The organism is Cyclobacterium qasimii M12-11B (genome assembly GCF_000427295.1).
GTDB lineage: Bacteria > Bacteroidota > Bacteroidia > Cytophagales > Cyclobacteriaceae > Cyclobacterium > Cyclobacterium qasimii.
Map to the genome: position 1 here is coordinate 58,404 of NZ_ATNM01000172.1, position 15,177 is coordinate 73,580.

13 protein-coding genes, 1 tRNA gene and 1 pseudogene are annotated in these 15,177 nt (G+C 40.8%); 5 read left to right on the top strand and 10 right to left on the bottom strand.

Annotated features, from left to right (window positions below; genetic code table 11):
* Positions 1-56: 56 nt before the first annotated feature.
* The 4 genes from ADICYQ_RS21590 to ADICYQ_RS21605 form a co-directional block, all read right to left on the bottom strand.
* On the bottom strand, positions 57-2,477 hold the full coding sequence (locus ADICYQ_RS21590; RefSeq protein ID WP_020891982.1) for a hypothetical protein: 2,421 nt from the start codon (positions 2,475-2,477) through the stop codon (positions 57-59).
* Between the two features lie 48 nt (positions 2,478-2,525).
* Complete coding sequence (locus ADICYQ_RS21595) at positions 2,526-3,146, bottom strand: DUF6134 family protein (RefSeq protein ID WP_020891983.1); 621 nt, start codon at positions 3,144-3,146, stop codon at positions 2,526-2,528.
* A 92-nt stretch (positions 3,147-3,238) separates the two neighbouring features.
* On the bottom strand, positions 3,239-4,015 hold the full coding sequence (locus ADICYQ_RS21600; protein WP_020891984.1) for an alpha/beta fold hydrolase: 777 nt from the start codon (positions 4,013-4,015) through the stop codon (positions 3,239-3,241).
* Positions 4,016-4,216: 201 nt separating this feature from the next.
* Positions 4,217-4,846 carry a GDSL-type esterase/lipase family protein gene (locus tag ADICYQ_RS21605; RefSeq protein ID WP_020891985.1) on the bottom strand — a complete coding sequence of 210 codons (630 nt, stop codon included), beginning with the start codon at positions 4,844-4,846 and terminating at the stop codon, positions 4,217-4,219.
* A gap of 102 nt (positions 4,847-4,948) precedes the next feature.
* On the opposite strand from ADICYQ_RS21605, the gene ADICYQ_RS21610 reads away from it, so the two are divergent.
* Positions 4,949-5,794: a UbiA prenyltransferase family protein gene (locus ADICYQ_RS21610; RefSeq protein ID WP_051160319.1), complete on the top strand. Its 846-nt coding sequence runs from the start codon at positions 4,949-4,951 to the stop codon at positions 5,792-5,794.
* A gap of 27 nt (positions 5,795-5,821) precedes the next feature.
* Positions 5,822-6,496 (top strand): class I SAM-dependent methyltransferase, encoded by a 675-nt coding sequence (locus ADICYQ_RS21615; RefSeq protein WP_020891987.1) that lies wholly within the window; start codon positions 5,822-5,824, stop codon positions 6,494-6,496.
* On the opposite strand, the gene ADICYQ_RS21620 is transcribed toward ADICYQ_RS21615, so the two are convergent.
* The 6 genes and pseudogenes from ADICYQ_RS21620 to ADICYQ_RS21645 all read right to left on the bottom strand — a co-directional run bounded on the left by ADICYQ_RS21620 (position 6,450) and on the right by ADICYQ_RS21645 (position 13,790).
* A complete protein-coding gene (locus ADICYQ_RS21620; RefSeq protein ID WP_040417526.1) occupies positions 6,450-7,778 on the bottom strand; it encodes a neutral/alkaline non-lysosomal ceramidase N-terminal domain-containing protein in 1,329 nt (442 codons plus the stop codon). The two genes, ADICYQ_RS21615 and ADICYQ_RS21620, sit on opposite strands and share 47 nt — an antisense overlap.
* Before the next feature lie 24 nt (positions 7,779-7,802).
* The gene (locus ADICYQ_RS21625; protein ID WP_020891989.1) at positions 7,803-8,972 is read right to left on the bottom strand and encodes an AIR synthase related protein; all 1,170 of its coding nucleotides are present in this window, start codon (positions 8,970-8,972) and stop codon (positions 7,803-7,805) included.
* A gap of 45 nt (positions 8,973-9,017) precedes the next feature.
* A pseudogene (locus ADICYQ_RS21630) lies at positions 9,018-10,966 on the bottom strand (CHU_0125 family OmpA-like outer membrane integrity protein).
* Between the two features lie 21 nt (positions 10,967-10,987).
* Positions 10,988-11,476 (bottom strand): hypothetical protein, encoded by a 489-nt coding sequence (locus ADICYQ_RS21635; RefSeq protein WP_040417528.1) that lies wholly within the window; start codon positions 11,474-11,476, stop codon positions 10,988-10,990.
* A gap of 176 nt (positions 11,477-11,652) precedes the next feature.
* On the bottom strand, positions 11,653-12,447 hold the full coding sequence (locus ADICYQ_RS21640) for a (Fe-S)-binding protein (RefSeq protein WP_020891993.1): 795 nt from the start codon (positions 12,445-12,447) through the stop codon (positions 11,653-11,655).
* Positions 12,444-13,790, bottom strand: coding sequence for a 4Fe-4S dicluster domain-containing protein (locus tag ADICYQ_RS21645; protein WP_040417553.1), 1,347 nt, complete (start codon positions 13,788-13,790; stop codon positions 12,444-12,446). The genes ADICYQ_RS21640 and ADICYQ_RS21645 overlap by 4 nt, the downstream gene beginning before the upstream one ends.
* An 88-nt stretch (positions 13,791-13,878) precedes the next feature.
* Between ADICYQ_RS21645 and ADICYQ_RS21650 the strand changes: the two genes are divergently transcribed.
* From ADICYQ_RS21650 to ADICYQ_RS21660, 3 genes are all read left to right on the top strand, one after another.
* Positions 13,879-13,951 (top strand) — tRNA-Phe (locus ADICYQ_RS21650).
* A gap of 322 nt (positions 13,952-14,273) precedes the next feature.
* Positions 14,274-14,759, top strand: coding sequence for a GFO_1088 family ECF-type sigma factor (locus tag ADICYQ_RS21655; RefSeq protein ID WP_040417531.1), 486 nt, complete (start codon positions 14,274-14,276; stop codon positions 14,757-14,759).
* A complete protein-coding gene (locus ADICYQ_RS21660; RefSeq protein ID WP_040417534.1) occupies positions 14,749-15,177 on the top strand; it encodes a hypothetical protein in 429 nt (142 codons plus the stop codon). Before ADICYQ_RS21655 ends, ADICYQ_RS21660 begins: the two co-directional genes overlap by 11 nt.

A 15,177-nucleotide genomic window follows, 5' to 3' on the forward strand; every position in this document is an offset into this window, starting at 1 on the left:
TCCTTGCTGGTATTATGAGGTTATTTATTGGAGATTTAATTTGTTTCTAGTAAGTATCAAGGCTTTGGAATAATCCATATTTCTGCGACCTGAGCACCTCTTTCGCCTTCTCCGCAAGTCCATTGGAGAACCAATTTACCATCTGAGTAGGTACTTGCGGGAAGTTCAAATTCATACAAAGGCTTTACTCCGGTTCTAATGAAATCATGGATGATGTGGCCATCGTCAGTGGTTAATTTCATATTAGCCCTAAATCTTCCAGTATAAGCGATCTTTATTGTGTAAGAGACTTCTGGGTTAAGCTGGTCATAATTGATGATCAGGGGCGTGTCATAAAGGGTCGTTACTTGATTCATCCAGGCCAGTGGGGTAGCAGTCCCTCCGAAACCTACTGCTTGGATTTCATGAACCCATTCTTCGCCTCTCAATCCTACACCGAAACTAGCCCTAGGACCATATAGACCTCCTGGATCTTGACTCCATTCTTTTGGCTTTAAGACCCTATCCCAACTTTTCCCTTGCCCGAAATTGTCATAAAAACCTCTTGGTCCAGGATTGGTACGGTTAAGCAATTGCGCTATTTTTTCTAGTCTTTGCTTCTCATCGGTGTCTTTCTTGATTTCATTAAGATTGGCCAAAAGCCATGGCGCATCATTGAGTACCACATCAAGGTTGTCTATGAAATTACCTCTGCCGGATGCGGCCCCATGAGGCGTTACAGTGAGTTGGGCGCCAATACTATTGAACAGTGCATCGGCCAATTCCAGACACCTTTGTTTTAACTGAGCAATATAGGGATCTGCCATTTGTTCATTCAATAGGGCAATGGCCTTATTTATACTGTTCAGGCTTCCTTCTGTTTCGGCTCTTTGAAGTACATTTTGCGCTTTTTGTTCTTGTTGGGTTTCAAAAAGCAGTTTTTGCTGAATGTAAGCATCGAAATAAGCTCGGATCAAGCCCATCTGAAACCTGAAATTCTTCATTAACTTGGCATCAGCCCTTTTTTCCATGTCCTGCCACTGTGCCAGCGTTTGCTGAATACCAGTATTAGTGAGCAGTGGCCCCTGAAGGTTTTTCTCCTCTGCTAAAAAACCATTAGCTGCCGCATCTACCCAATCCGGCCCAAAGAAAAATCGTGCATAGTCTCTAAGCGTTTCGGTCACTTCTGTTTCAGGATTCCATTCCTGGTCGGTCCATATAAATTTGTTCACATCGTCATTGGTGCCTTCAGAATAGCTCAAGCTTCCATTGGCATATTGGGCCAGAGAATTGTGAATGATTTTTTGATCCATTGGACGGGGATTAATGGATTCTCTTCCCAAGGTCATCGCCATGGCCAAATCCCATTCTGGGATAGGGTATTGAGAGCTCAGGTTATGGGTGATGTCTGGATACCTGCGTATAGGGATTGAAGCATCAGTTAATTGTCTTAATTCTGGTAAAGGTATTTTAACCCAAGGCCCGAAAACAACGCCTCCAAACCAATCATACTTTTGGTTGACGTGATAAAAGAAACGATCAAACCAGGCCTTTGTAGGCCTAAACACCTGAGGGGAAATCCATATTTTGGCGCTCGGGTGAAATCTATGAAGTTTGGTTGCCACTTCTTCAAGCCAATGAAACAATACGTCCGGTTCAAGGTCTCCGGGGTCTCCTCCGGGAACAAAAAGATGGTCCAACCTTGGAATGGAAGCAAATACATCTTTGCGTTGTGTTAGTTCTATGATTCTGGTTTGTGGGTCTTCATAGTCTTTGGCCATATTGGGAAACCACATCCAGACATCCAGATCCAACTCATCCGCAATACGCGATTGCTCTCCGATCATGTCTATTGCTGGAATAGTCATATGAGGTGAGGTAAAATCATCGTCCGTTCGCGGAGGCATGATTTCTATGCTATTGGCTCCGAAAAGTGCCAATTCTCTTATGTATTGGTCAAACTGATCTACTGTAAAAGCATCATAAGCATTGGTTTTGGGACGGTAACCAAGTTGATGGCCTCTAATTGCAGATTTTGGTGAAGTTGATTTTTCTATGGCCTTGGTCAATAAAAGCTGGGTGGGTGACCAATTCATTTTTCTAAGTAGGTGCCCAATTCCAAACAATAGCCCTTTGTCATCTTGGCCTATAACTATGGCCCTTGGTTGGGGTGATGAGTTATCAATAATGACGTTGAACCCTTCCTCTGGCATTGATGCGACCTCTTGAAGAATTTTCTTCCATTGCCTTGGAAGACTTGGGATATCCCCGAATTGAGTTAATAGGATAGAGGGCTGTTTGATTTTCGTACTATTCTGTATAGGGAATGGCTTATCTATCCGCTTTGTCAGCTCCTCGTGCAATACGTTGGCGTATTTTTGCAGCCGCTCACTATTGCCGTGAGGGACGATTATGGCATTTGAAAAATCCAGGTCTTGGCCATAAGAAATACCATGTATTAAAAAGAAAAAAGCAATTAAAAGGGATCGTAGTAGCATCGTATTTTTGGGTTATCGTTAAATATACCATTGTGCCACCCAATTAGGCTATTTTGACTGCAAGTCTCGTCGCCTTACTTCATAATTCTTTATTGGATTGTGCATACTGACTTTTAGCATTTTTCCATCTTGATAATAATATTTATTTTGATCCCCTTCTATATGGGTGGTGTATACGCCTTCACCATGAACCCTTATTTCTGAAAATTTCCCCAGGTTTTCAGCAATCATTACACTAACTCCCTGCGGTTCTTCGAAAAATAGGCGGACAGCACTATGATAGATAGGCTCAGCGATCGTGCCTGAATTTTCATATTTATACCCATTTGCATCAATTTTATACTGATCACCTTCTAACCAAATTTTTGAGATAAAGTCACCCCTATTGGTTTTTGAACTTACTATCGAATTAATGAAAACGCCATTATGGTATTTTACCTCTGTATGGTAATCCACGTTTATGGTTCCGAACAGCCAAAAACTAACATTGCTTTTAAGTAAATAGATGGTTGTGTCACCCTTAACAACTTTGTTGGCTTTCATCTCGCCTATGGTGAACCCCGCCAATGTGATGTCAAAATCTATTTTATCTTGAGCCTTCAATGAAGGGGTAGAAAAAAAGATTAGAATACTGAGACAGAAGGTTATATAAGTTCCTTTAATTGGCATTTGCTATAGGGTTAATATACTTGGCAGATAGAAAGGTATAAAAAAGAGTTGTTTTGGTCAAATTCCAAAAAAAATGGTCGTGCCAAATGATGCTAAATGGTCGTTAAAAACCTCAAGGAAATTCTATTGAAAGCTTCTGGATTTTCTACATTAACTACATGACCGCATTCAGGGACTACCTCAAGCTTTGCGGATTGGTGGGTTTTAACCAGTTTGGTGATAGTAGGTAAAAACATGTAATCTTCCTCACCCATCAAGTAGAGGGTAGGGATATTGGTTTCTTTTATTCTGAAAAAGTCAAGTAGTGGATTGACCCTTGAGGCAAGACTAAACCAGCGAATAAATTCTTTTTGGTACAATTTTTTGGCCTCCTTTACGAATAGAAACCGAGAGGCCTTGTGGTTTTTTCTGGGCATTATTATAAATGCAAAAAGCTTGTAAAGCAGAATGTATGGAATAACCGATTTCAACAAAATGCCCATGCGCATCAGTACTTGTCCCCGAACATTTAGCTTCATAATGGCGCCAGCTAAAATCATGCTGGATACCCGTTCAGGATATCGCTCTGTTATCTCACGAATGATGATTGTGCCTAAAGAAATACCAATAAAATGAGATTCCTTGATCTTCAAATGATTTAAGACCTCCATTACTTCATCTGAAATAACAGGAAAAGTATAATTTTTTAATTTCTCGTAAACCTTGTCTTTCGATTTACCATGACCCCGCAAATCCACCAACAAGACATTAAAGGACTTCTTGAAATCCCGGATCTGCTTAAACCAAATAGCACTACTTCCTCCTGCACCATGTACAAAAGTGACCCAAGGGGCATCTGTCTTTAAAATATAAGTGGTGTAATGGAGCATGAGTTAATATAACACGGGTTTGTCCTATATGGTTTAAACCTTGTTGATTTTCATTAATAATGTTAGCTGTAATTGCTTTGTCTTGACGGAAAACCTTTCCTTTTCAATCAGCTGGGGTTTTTAAATTTAAGCCTGTTCCTTGATAAATGGGAACAGGCTTAAAGGGATTGTGCCGATATACCCGGGCTGGAAAATTTGGCTTTATCGAATCGCTTTAGCTACCAATTTTGCCATGATCTTGTTCCCTTTTTTATTTGGGTGTACGCCATCTGCAAACAATTCTCCGTATTTTTCCATTGGCTGGTGGAGATCAAGAAGTATGGTGCCTGTTTTTTCAGCTACCTGGCGAATTAGAGGAGTCATTTCATTGATTATTATCTCTTCCGTAATGTCAAAGTTGGTTTTGAAAACCGGAACTGGCAGGCAAACATAAATTTTGCCGGTTTCTGGCATACTTGCTTTAAAGGTCTCTATCATTTCCACATAATTGTCCACGAATTCATCTTTGTATTCCCAATTTTGTGGCTTGGAATCATTGGTGCCCAATTTGATGACCAGAATATCAGGGGAAAAGGATTTCACAGCTTCAAATTGTGGCTCGTCCCAATAAGGGTGATCACCTTTCTTTAACAAGGTACGTCCACTAACCCCAAAGTTGATCACATGGTACTTTTTACCCAATTTATCCTGCAATTGAAGCGGGTAGCTGTCAGGGTTTTCTCTCCCAGGTCCTTGGGTGATGCTATTGCCTACACAGGCAACTTTAATAGGTGATTGGGCTAAAACTTCCTGGCCTATAAATAGCAACAGGATATAAAATAACTTGTTCATGAATTTCAGATTTACTTTGAAAGTGGAAATTACACAATTTTTAAATGTATTGATCCTTTCATTTTCTTTAAATTGCCAACCACTTGGGATTTTGCTTGTACAATGAAATTAAATTACTTGGTCTTTAATGAGAAATTTAACCTCCTTTCTTTGGATGTAGTAGCAGGGGCATGTGCAGGTATGTATTTTTTTGCCGATTTAATGAAGGTAGAATTGTCATGGAAGATTTATTTGCTTTTGGGGCTTGCTGTGTGGAGCATTTATACCTTCGATCATTTACTGGATGCTAAAAAAGTAAAAGGGCAAGCTTTGTCCCCAAGACACAGGTTTCACCAGGATCATTTTACCTTACTCTTGGTAATGTTGTTTGTGGCGGTTATTTGTGGCTTTGTTTTGGCCTTTTGTTTTTTACCCTCTTTTAAAATGTTTGGCTCAGGACTTCTTCTTGCCTTTCTTATTGTACTGTCTATGGCAGTATTGCGTTTAGCAGGAAAAAAAACAGCTGCCGTAAAAGAGTTTTCTACCGCATTGTTTTATGTGGCGGGACTTGTTTTAATTCCGTTATTGAATATTGATTTTTCATTTTCCACCAATTATTGGATGTATTTTTTAGGTGCATACCTTTTGCTGGCTTGGTACAACCTGGTATTTCTTTCCTATAGCGATAGTGAGCAGGATTTGGCTGAAGGACAAGCGTCAATTGTGACCGTTATTGGTAAGGTCAAAACGCGTAGATTATTATGGGTTCTTGCCATTATAGGTTTGCTTTACCTTGTATTTCTTTTCTTAATGCTACCTTCCTATTATCACATCTATACATTGATTTGGGGGTTGATGTTTTTGATGCATATAATCAGTTTTGTAGAATCTCCGTCCGATAAAAACATAAAAACCAGAAAACGCCTTGAGTTGGCTTTTTCACTTCCTTTGTTGCTCCTGTTATTTTAATTAGAATCTTGCCTACCTGCTCCAATAATGAAAATAAAAAATGCCATAGAATTTAAGGACAATTACAATTTAATTGCCCCTATTTATGACGGCTTGGCAACCTTGTTTTTGGGTAGAAAATTTCATGATAGTAAATGGGAGTTTTTAGATTGTATCCAGCCTGGCGACACGGTTTGGTTAATAGGAGGTGGAACTGGAGGCAATTTGCCTGAAATTCTGAAAAGATGTGGGAAAGAGGGGAAAGTAATATTTATGGAGGCTTCAATCAAAATGCTTAATAAAGCGAGGAAGAGAATTCATTCGCATGTAAAAAATCAGGTGGAATTTGTTTGTGCGGATGATTTTAAGCTTTCCAGAAAGGATAAAATTGATGTAGTCATTACCCAATTTTTATTGGATGTATTGGCAGATGATGCTATTGATGCTTTGTTCGATAAAGTAAGGCAGAATGTATCTTCAAACACTTGTTGGCTGTTTTTGGATTTTTATCCAGTGAAGAACAAGAAATGGTTGATACATTTAATGATCACAAGCTTTAGTATGTTGGCCGGACATCCAAGAAAAGAACTTCCAGATTATGATAAATTCTTTAAAGGCTGGGGTTGGGAAGAAATTAAAACTACTTTTTTGAGAAGGGATTTTACAGGGCCAAGGTTTATAAATTGGCACCAAAATCTATCAAATCGGATACGATTTCTTTAAAATAATCACCATTATAGGGGCCATAGAAATTCATGTCCCTTGCCTCATAATAATCACCTGAATAGTATTTGTCAGGGGTGATGTATCCAATATATCCGCCGTTGAAAGTGGTGATAAATAAGGAAAGGCCAAGTGCTTCCGCTTGTTCCTCCCAAGCCTTATAAAAAACTCCTGAAACTTCACCCGAAGAGGAGATAAACAAGGCATTCCCTATCCTTACCACATCAAAATAAGCAGGACTTTCTCCAATGGCCCAGTTAAAAAGCCAGGGCCTGAGTCGCAAATTATCACTGATTCTGTAATGGGGTGAACGCAGTTTTAAGGGAAGTCTGGCAGCCATTATTTGGCTGCCGTTCACTATTTTATCGATGGGATTATTAATTACTACTGAATCCAAGGAGCTAGCATATTGCTTGATGCTCTTGATGTCATTTCCCGGGGCTTTTGGTCGATGACTTCCCACGGCTCCAGCTGCAAAAATAGCAAAGTCATGTCTTTTTTCCAGCGCTTCTGAGAGGTAGTAGGGATAGTCTCCCGAGAGTCCCATGAACTTACTACTTAGACAAGTCGCATGTGCACTGTAAGTCATAAGTGAACAAGTCTCACCGTTACCTTTCTCTAAAATTAACTGTCTTATATAAGGGTCAATTGGATCTGAGGCGATCAGTCGATTGCTTACAAAATCTGCCGCTTCTGACCTTTTGGTGCGAAGGGATACCGTATCCATATTGCTCAAAGCATTACTTATGGCCGTAAGGGTGCCATTTGTGACATGGCTTACCAGGGATTCATCCCAGCCTCCCATGGCCAATTCTCCTACTGGTCCGGGAATAGTTCCCCCCATGCCGCTATGTGTATGGGTGGCTGTGAAATAAACATGGTCAACTGGAAGTTGTTGTTTTTTTATGGCTGCCCGAAGTGCTTTAGCCAATTCGGGATGAACAATCAGCAATTCATAATTAAGGAAAGCCACCTTAAACTGGTCATTACCAATAATGATGGCTTTTACGAAACTGCTGTCTTCAACATATTCATAAGGCCCTCTAGGTTTATAAGCAACAAGGTTTACTGGCGTTTCGGCTGTTATATTGGCTTTGGCCCAACCCCCTAAAACATATTCTTTATCAGCCCCTTCAAAAGTCAGACCGTCTAATGCTTTTAAGGTTTCCTTATAGTAAGCGGTTTCTTTATAGGGTGTCCAATCAACAGTGGTGATGGTCAATAATGCCAGTGCCAATAAGAAAATGAAGCACCCAATGACGATTTTTAAAAGGACTTTCATTTGCTTAAAATTTAAACCCGTGACTTAACCATCGTAGGTAAAGGTGCCATGTTGACTGTTTACTGTAACTTTTTTGCCTTGGTAATCCGTAACTCGACCGATAACTTTGGCTTCTACACCGAAATTAGCAGCAATAGCAATCACTTGATCAGCCCATTTTTCGTCCAGGTACACTTCCATTCTGTGGCCCATATTGAAAACCTTGTACATCTCTTTCCAGTCAGTACCACTTTCTTCCTGGATGATTTTAAAGAGGGGTGGTGTATCAAAAAGGTTGTCTTTGATCACGTGCAAGTTGTCTATAAAATGCAGTACCTTGGTTTGTGCTCCTCCGCTGCAATGAACCAAGCCATGTATGGCATCCCTATTTTCTTTCAATAAGGCAGCGATAATAGGGGCATAGGTCCTGGTAGGTGACAGCACCAATTTACCCATATCTAAGGGAGTGCCAGGTGCTGGGCTAGTCAAATCATAACTTCCAGAGTAAACCAGCTCCTCAGGTACAGAAGGATCAAAACTTTCTGGATAAGTCGTTTTTATGTTTTTTCCAAAGACATCATGTCTGGCAGAGGTAAGGCCATTGCTTCCCATTCCTCCGTTGTATTCTGATTCATAAGTCGCTTGACCGAAAGAGGTCATTCCCACGACTACATCTCCAGCTTTAATATTGTCATTAGAGATGACTTCATTTCTTTTCATTCGGCAGGTGACCGTGCTGTCTACAATGATGGTACGCACCAAATCTCCGACATCTGCTGTCTCGCCACCAGTAAGTACGGTATTGACACCATGATCCCTAAGCATCTGTAGCACTTCTTCTGTACCATTGATGATGGCAGCAATCACTTCCCCTGGAATAAGGTTTTTGTTCCTTCCTATGGTGGAGGAAACCAATATATTATTAACCGCACCTACGCAAAGCAGGTCGTCTATATTCATAATTATAGCATCCTGAGCAATGCCTTTCCAGACACTCAGGTCTCCTGTAGCCTTCCAATAGAGGTAAGCTAGAGAGGACTTGGTACCAGCACCATCAGCATGCATGATGTTACAATAGTCCGGATCATTTCCCAAGACGTCTGCTACTATTTTGCAGAAGGCTTTGGGATACAGGCCTTTGTCTAGGTTTGAAATTGCTTGATGTACGTCTTCTTTGGAGGCAGAAACCCCCCGCTGCATGTACCTATCGTTCATAAACTTAGATTTGGAAAAAACAGATAAGGGGCAAAGGTAAGCATTTTACTCCGTGATTTCTATAACCTTAAACTCTGTTCTTCTGTTGACCTGGTGCTCTTCCTCAGTTTGAGCATTCTCGATGATTAACTGCCTTTCGCCATATCCCTTGGCTTGTAGCCTGTCCGCAGCAATACCTTGAGAAACAATATAGGCTACTGCAGATTCAGCCCTTCTTTGAGAAAGGTCATCATTGTAGGCATCTGTCGCTCTTATATCCGTATGGCTACTCAACTCAATGCGTATTCCAGGATTGTCTTTTAGAATTTTAACCAGCTTGTCTAGTTCAATAGCAGCATCTGGTCGGATATCTGCTTTGTCCAGGTCATAATAGATGTTTTCAAGCACTATCGCTCTTTCCAATATCAACTGGTCAAGTACAATTGTGGTGTCAAGGCTGATGTTAGTGACATCCTGAATCAGGTCCTCTTCAGCAGGGGTTTTGCCAATGGTGCTGTAAGGGACACTTTTGGTAAAGTAACCGCTTTTAGAGGCGATCATAGAATAGTCTTTATCTGGCTCGAGCGGGAATCTCAAGCGGCCACTTTGGCTTGTTAGGTTGCCATCGATGCTTTTGTTTTGGTCATCATAAAGCATTACACGTACCTGAGGGAGAATTTGCTCTTCTCCATTTTCAGCCGTTGTTTTTGTTACCACATTTAACAATACATTCACCACTTTAGGAGCTGGTGTCATGTCCTTAAAATAGTAGATGTCATCATCGCCTTTGCCGCCTTCTCGATTGGAGGTGATAAAGCCTTCTTCAGGATATTTGGTAAAGAAAATCCCAAAATCGTCCGCTATAGTGTTAAAGTTTGGCCCGAGGTTCAATACCTTGGCTTCGCCATCGACTTCCTTGTAAACAAAATATCTAGCTTTCCATAGCCAGGATGACCGTCTGAGGCAAAGTAAAACTCTCCATTTTCTAAAGGCCTGGGAAACATTTCATTGCCAGGGGTATTGATTTCAGGGCCCATATTAACCGCACTTCCAAAATTTCCTGAAGCCATAATTGTGGCTTTGTAAATGTCTGTTCCGCCATAACCTCCAGGTCTGTTGGATGCGAAATAGAGGGTTTGACCGTCCAGACTAAAGGCTGGCGTGGAATTCCAATATTCAGCCTCACCATTTACACCCATGTAGGCAGGTTCTGTAAATCCTGTCCCATTGAATTTGGAAGAAAAAAGACTTACATCGGGAAGGTCATTTTTACTGTTGCTATTGCCACGAGCGTAAATAATCATGTTGCCATCCGGGCTTATCGCAATGGCTCCCTGGTTTAGCCCTGACTCGTTTTGAAACTCAGATAGGGTTTGGATACCCTGTACATCTACATTGATCCCCTCAGCCCTTGTTTTAAATAAACGGGTATATCCTTGTCCTGTTCCTGCATACATGCCTCCCGCACCTCTTGAGCTTGTAAAGAAAAGTTGGTTTTCACTTACTATTGGGGCGTAGTCTATGCCTGTAGAATTAAGTAATTCATAATTTTCCAATTCATGATTAGGCCAAATAGGAGTGATGGTTTCTATTTCGTCTATGTTCTGAATTTCTATTGTTGCAAGAGCGATTTTTTCATCGTCCATCGTAAGCGTTTTGGCCGCTTCAAAAGCTTCCTTTGCTGCTTCGTATTCTCCTTTGCCTTTTAAGCTTTTACCCTTGTGGAATTGGCTGTCAAAGCTGGCATTCTCTTCCGAGACTTTCTCATAGTATTCAGCCGCTTTTTCTATTCGGTTAGAGAGTCTGTAACTTTCTGCAATGTAAAAATTCGCCTCACTATTTGCCGAATCGGTTTCTAATAACCTGGAATAAGAAGCTATGGCCAGCTGGTATTCTCCTGTATTGAATTGCGTTTGGGCCTTTTGTTGTAGACTGGTACAAGATGCTTGAAATACAAGCAATAAAACAGGAAGTAAACAGCGGTTTATTGGAAAGGTGGACTTTATGTTTCTCATACTATTTTTTCTCTTGCAGCATTAATTAGCAAAATATTTTTTCAGCCAACTTTTTTCAGCTTCAATCAGCCATTTGTCATTTAAGTCCGCAATTTTATTTACACTAGGATTAAACATCTTACTGTTGGACTTTAAAGACCCTTCCACCACATGATTCTTGATCTCTGGTAAAAAAGCCACCTTTACATTTTCTCCCTCGAGATAGGCCACCTTACCACTGTCCAATAAATTTATATTTAGTTTTACTTCTATTTCCCTTATAACCCTTACTGAGCTGTCTATAGAGCATCCACTGGCACCCATCTGACTTTGATCCACAGAAAGGATGATGAATTGGTCGTATTTTAAGTCAAAAGAACTAGGCATCTCAGCCCCATGTGTATTCCACTGGTTACAGAAGGCAACTAATTTTGATATAATCCAAGTCTTTTCCTGCTCATCGAAAGGACGATCAGACTGATAGATCCAAATTTTCGAATCTTTTGGCATTTTATCAAATGGTACGTACATGATTGGCTCCTTTAAATATATTTCCTAAACAAATTTACAAATATTGCCAGTGATTTCCCGACAATAATATTAAACGAAGATAGATTTATTATGATACAATTTTTTTTAAGTTCCCTTAAAAAAAGTTCAAAACCAAAAGCAAAGTGTATTTCTAAAGCTACGAAACCCACAAAAACCTATAACTGCTGATCTTTAGCGATCAGTTCAGCCAGATCGAGAACATTGACCTCCTTTTCTTTTTCCTTGTTTTTTATGCCATCTGTCATCATAGTAAGACAGAAAGGACAACCTACAGCGATGGTTTTTGCACCCGTTTGCAAAGCCTCTTCTGTACGTTCTACATTGATGTCTTTACTTCCTTGTTCTGGTTCTTTGAACATCTGGGCGCCGCCAGCGCCACAGCAAAGCCCCTTGGACTTGCATCGCTTCATCTCCACCAATTCCATGTCCAGGGCTTTGATTACTGCTCTTGGTGCTTCATATACGTCGTTTGCCCTACCGAGGAAACAACTGTCATGGAAGGTGATTTTTTTACCTTTAAATTCGCCTCCTTCTTTCATGACAATCTTGCCATCATTGATCAACTCTTGCAAATATTGAGAATGGTGAACCACCTCATAATTGCCACCTAAGGCTGGGTATTCATTTTTTATGGTATTGAAACAGTGGGGACAAGCAGTTACGATTCTTTTTACCTGATAGCCATCCAATACCTGGATATTGCTCATGGCTTGCATCTGATATAGGAATTCATTGCCAGCCCTTCTGGCAGGATCTCCGGTGCATGTCTCTTCGTCGCCGAGGACAGCAAAGTTTACTCCTACCTTGTTTAGGATTTTGACAAATGCCAAGGTTACTGCTTTGTATCGTTCATCAAAAGAACCCGCACAACCTACCCAAAATAAAATCTCCGGAGCCTCTCCGGAAGCCATTTTTTGAGCCATGGTTGGGGCTTTATAGGTATCACTCATAATATCGAATTTTTACTTTTTTCTTTGTTTAAATCAGCGGCCCAGTTAAATCTGTCCGTTGGAGGGAATTTCCAGGGAGCAAAACTGGTCTCAATATTTTGGAACATGGCATTCCATTGCGCAGGGCTGCCACTTTCTTCCATTGCGGTATACCGCCTCAATTCTATGATAATGGCCAAAGGATCTATATTTACCGGACAAGCTTCCACACAGGCATTGCAGTTGGTGCATGCATTGATTTCTTCCTGTGTGATATAATCTCCCAAAAGGGATTTGCCATCATCCAATCCTTTTTTGCCTGCAATTAGATTATTACTTACTTCTTCTGCCCGGTCCCTGGTGTCCATCATTATTTTGCGGGGAGATAATTTCTTGCCTGTTATATTCGCAGGGCACTCTGCCGTGCATCGACCACATTCTGTGCAAGAAAAGGCGTTTAACAAATTAATCCTGGACAAGTCATTGACGTCCTTGGCACCAAATCTACCTACCTCAGCAGTTTCAGTAGCTTGTGGGTCGGTTGGCATTCCCAACATCATTTTTACTTCATGGGTAACGGTTTCCATGTTAGGCATTTTTCCCTTAGGTTCCAGATTCGAATACCAGGTATTGGGGAAGGCGAGGAATATATGCAGGTGTTTGGAATACGTCACATAAATCGCAAATCCTAAAATACCAATGATGTGAAACCACCAGGCAGCTCTTTCGATCAATACCAGTGTGCTGGATTCAAGTCCTGCAAAAATCCCCTGAATACTACTGCTTATCCAGAGACCTCCAAGTGGGATATATCCGCCAACACCCCTGTAGGCTAAAATCTGGTCCGTAGCATTCATGGTCAATATCGCCATCATCAAGACAATTTCAATTACCAAAATCAGGTTGGCATCTAGTTTAGGCCAGCCTTTTAGTTCGACCATATTAAGTCTTGGCACCTTGGTAATGTTCCTACGGATAAGGAAAATCAAGCAGGAAATGAGCACACCCAAGGCCAAAAACTCGAAGAAATTCATGGCGATGGAATAAAATCCAGCCAGAAAAGGGGCGAAAACCCTATGTGTACCCACTATTCCATCTATAATAAATTCCAAAACCTCGAGGTTGATGATCACAAAGGAAACGTAAATGACCAAATGAAGCAGGGCAGGAATCAGATTTTTGAACATCTTCTTTTGTCCAAGGGCTACCAGTAACATTGTTTTCCATCTTTCGCCTGGATTGTCATTGCGTTGAACGGGTTTGCCGAGTTGGATGGTTTTTAGGATATAATTTATTCGTTTGTACAGGATATATCCTGCAGTTCCTAAAACCAATAAAAAAAGGATTTGCGGTAAGCTACTCATATTGAATGTGTTATTATTTATCCTCAATTTTTTTATTAAAATTGCTTGTACAAAAGTAACAAATAAGTACCTTTGCATCACTTTCAGCGGTGATGTAGCTCAGTTGGTAGAGCATCGGACTGAAAATCCGTGAGTCGGTGGTTCGAGCCCACTCATCACCACAAGCCCTGGTTTTACCAGGGCTTTTTTTTTGTCCTTTATTTTTAGCAAATGATTTCCGGTATTTTGCATGCTTTGATTTTTTCTATTCTTTGAATAGGCAAATTAATAAATAGTCAGGAGGCAAACTATATATTTTATTTTTAAACCGGGATTATAGAAAAGGATTTGTGGTAGAATGGCCCTTGCCTATTTCAGGATAAACCACTGTTGCAGTTGGCTTGTTCGTACCGAACAGGTTTAATTTTGTGATTAACCCTTATATTCAAAAAAGTTTTTTACCAAAAGTGTAACCTTTTTGTTTCTCGATCATCATCTTACTACATGAAGTCCTTTTTTGAATCACAGCTATGGCCCCTAAAGAATAGGCTCTACCGGTTCGCCATGTTATGGTTGAAGGATAGGGACAAAGCGCAGGATGCGGTTCAAGAAACCATGACCAAAGGATTTTTGCAGCAGCAATACCTTTCTTCTATCGAGAATCCCACTGGGTGGATGGTGAAGACCTTGAAAAATGAGGCCCTCCAGCAAATCAGGGAAGCAGGAAAGTGGGGGACAATGGATGAAGTTGGGGATAGGGCTATGGAGGTAGATTCTGAAGTGGATTTTAGTCAAAAGACCAAGATGGTTTTTAGGTTCATCGAAAAATTACCTGAGCGCCAAAAGGAAATTTTCTTCTTGCGGGAAGTAGAAGGACTTACACACAGGGAAATGGCGGCTTACCTGGACCTAAACGAAGGACAGGTGAAGGTGGAATTGCACCGGGCAAGGAAAAAACTGAAATCATTTCTGGAAAATTATGGAAAATAAACACGAGGAATTGTGGGATAAATACTGGAAAGGTGAAACGACACTGGAAGAGGAAAATATGCTTTTCAGTGAAGTTGAAGCAGATCAGCAAGGTGGAAGCCTTAAGGATTTCTTTTCAGGGATTCAAGCCATCCGTTCAGAGAAGCCAATAGCTGTTCAATTGCCTCTGCCGAAGCAAAAATATCCTTGGCAAAAACTGGCGGCTGTACTATTGGTATTCCTAACTGTAACTGCCTGCTGGTGGGGGTACAAGGAATATGAGCAACAGCAACAAGAAATGGCCTACCAGCAAGTGGTGGAGGCAATGGGCAAAATTCAGCTCAACCTTAGAAAAGGCACCAGCCACCTGGAAAGCATGGAAAAGATCAAGTACCTCAATTCAGGTGTGAATTGGTATGATAACAATAAAAATAATTAG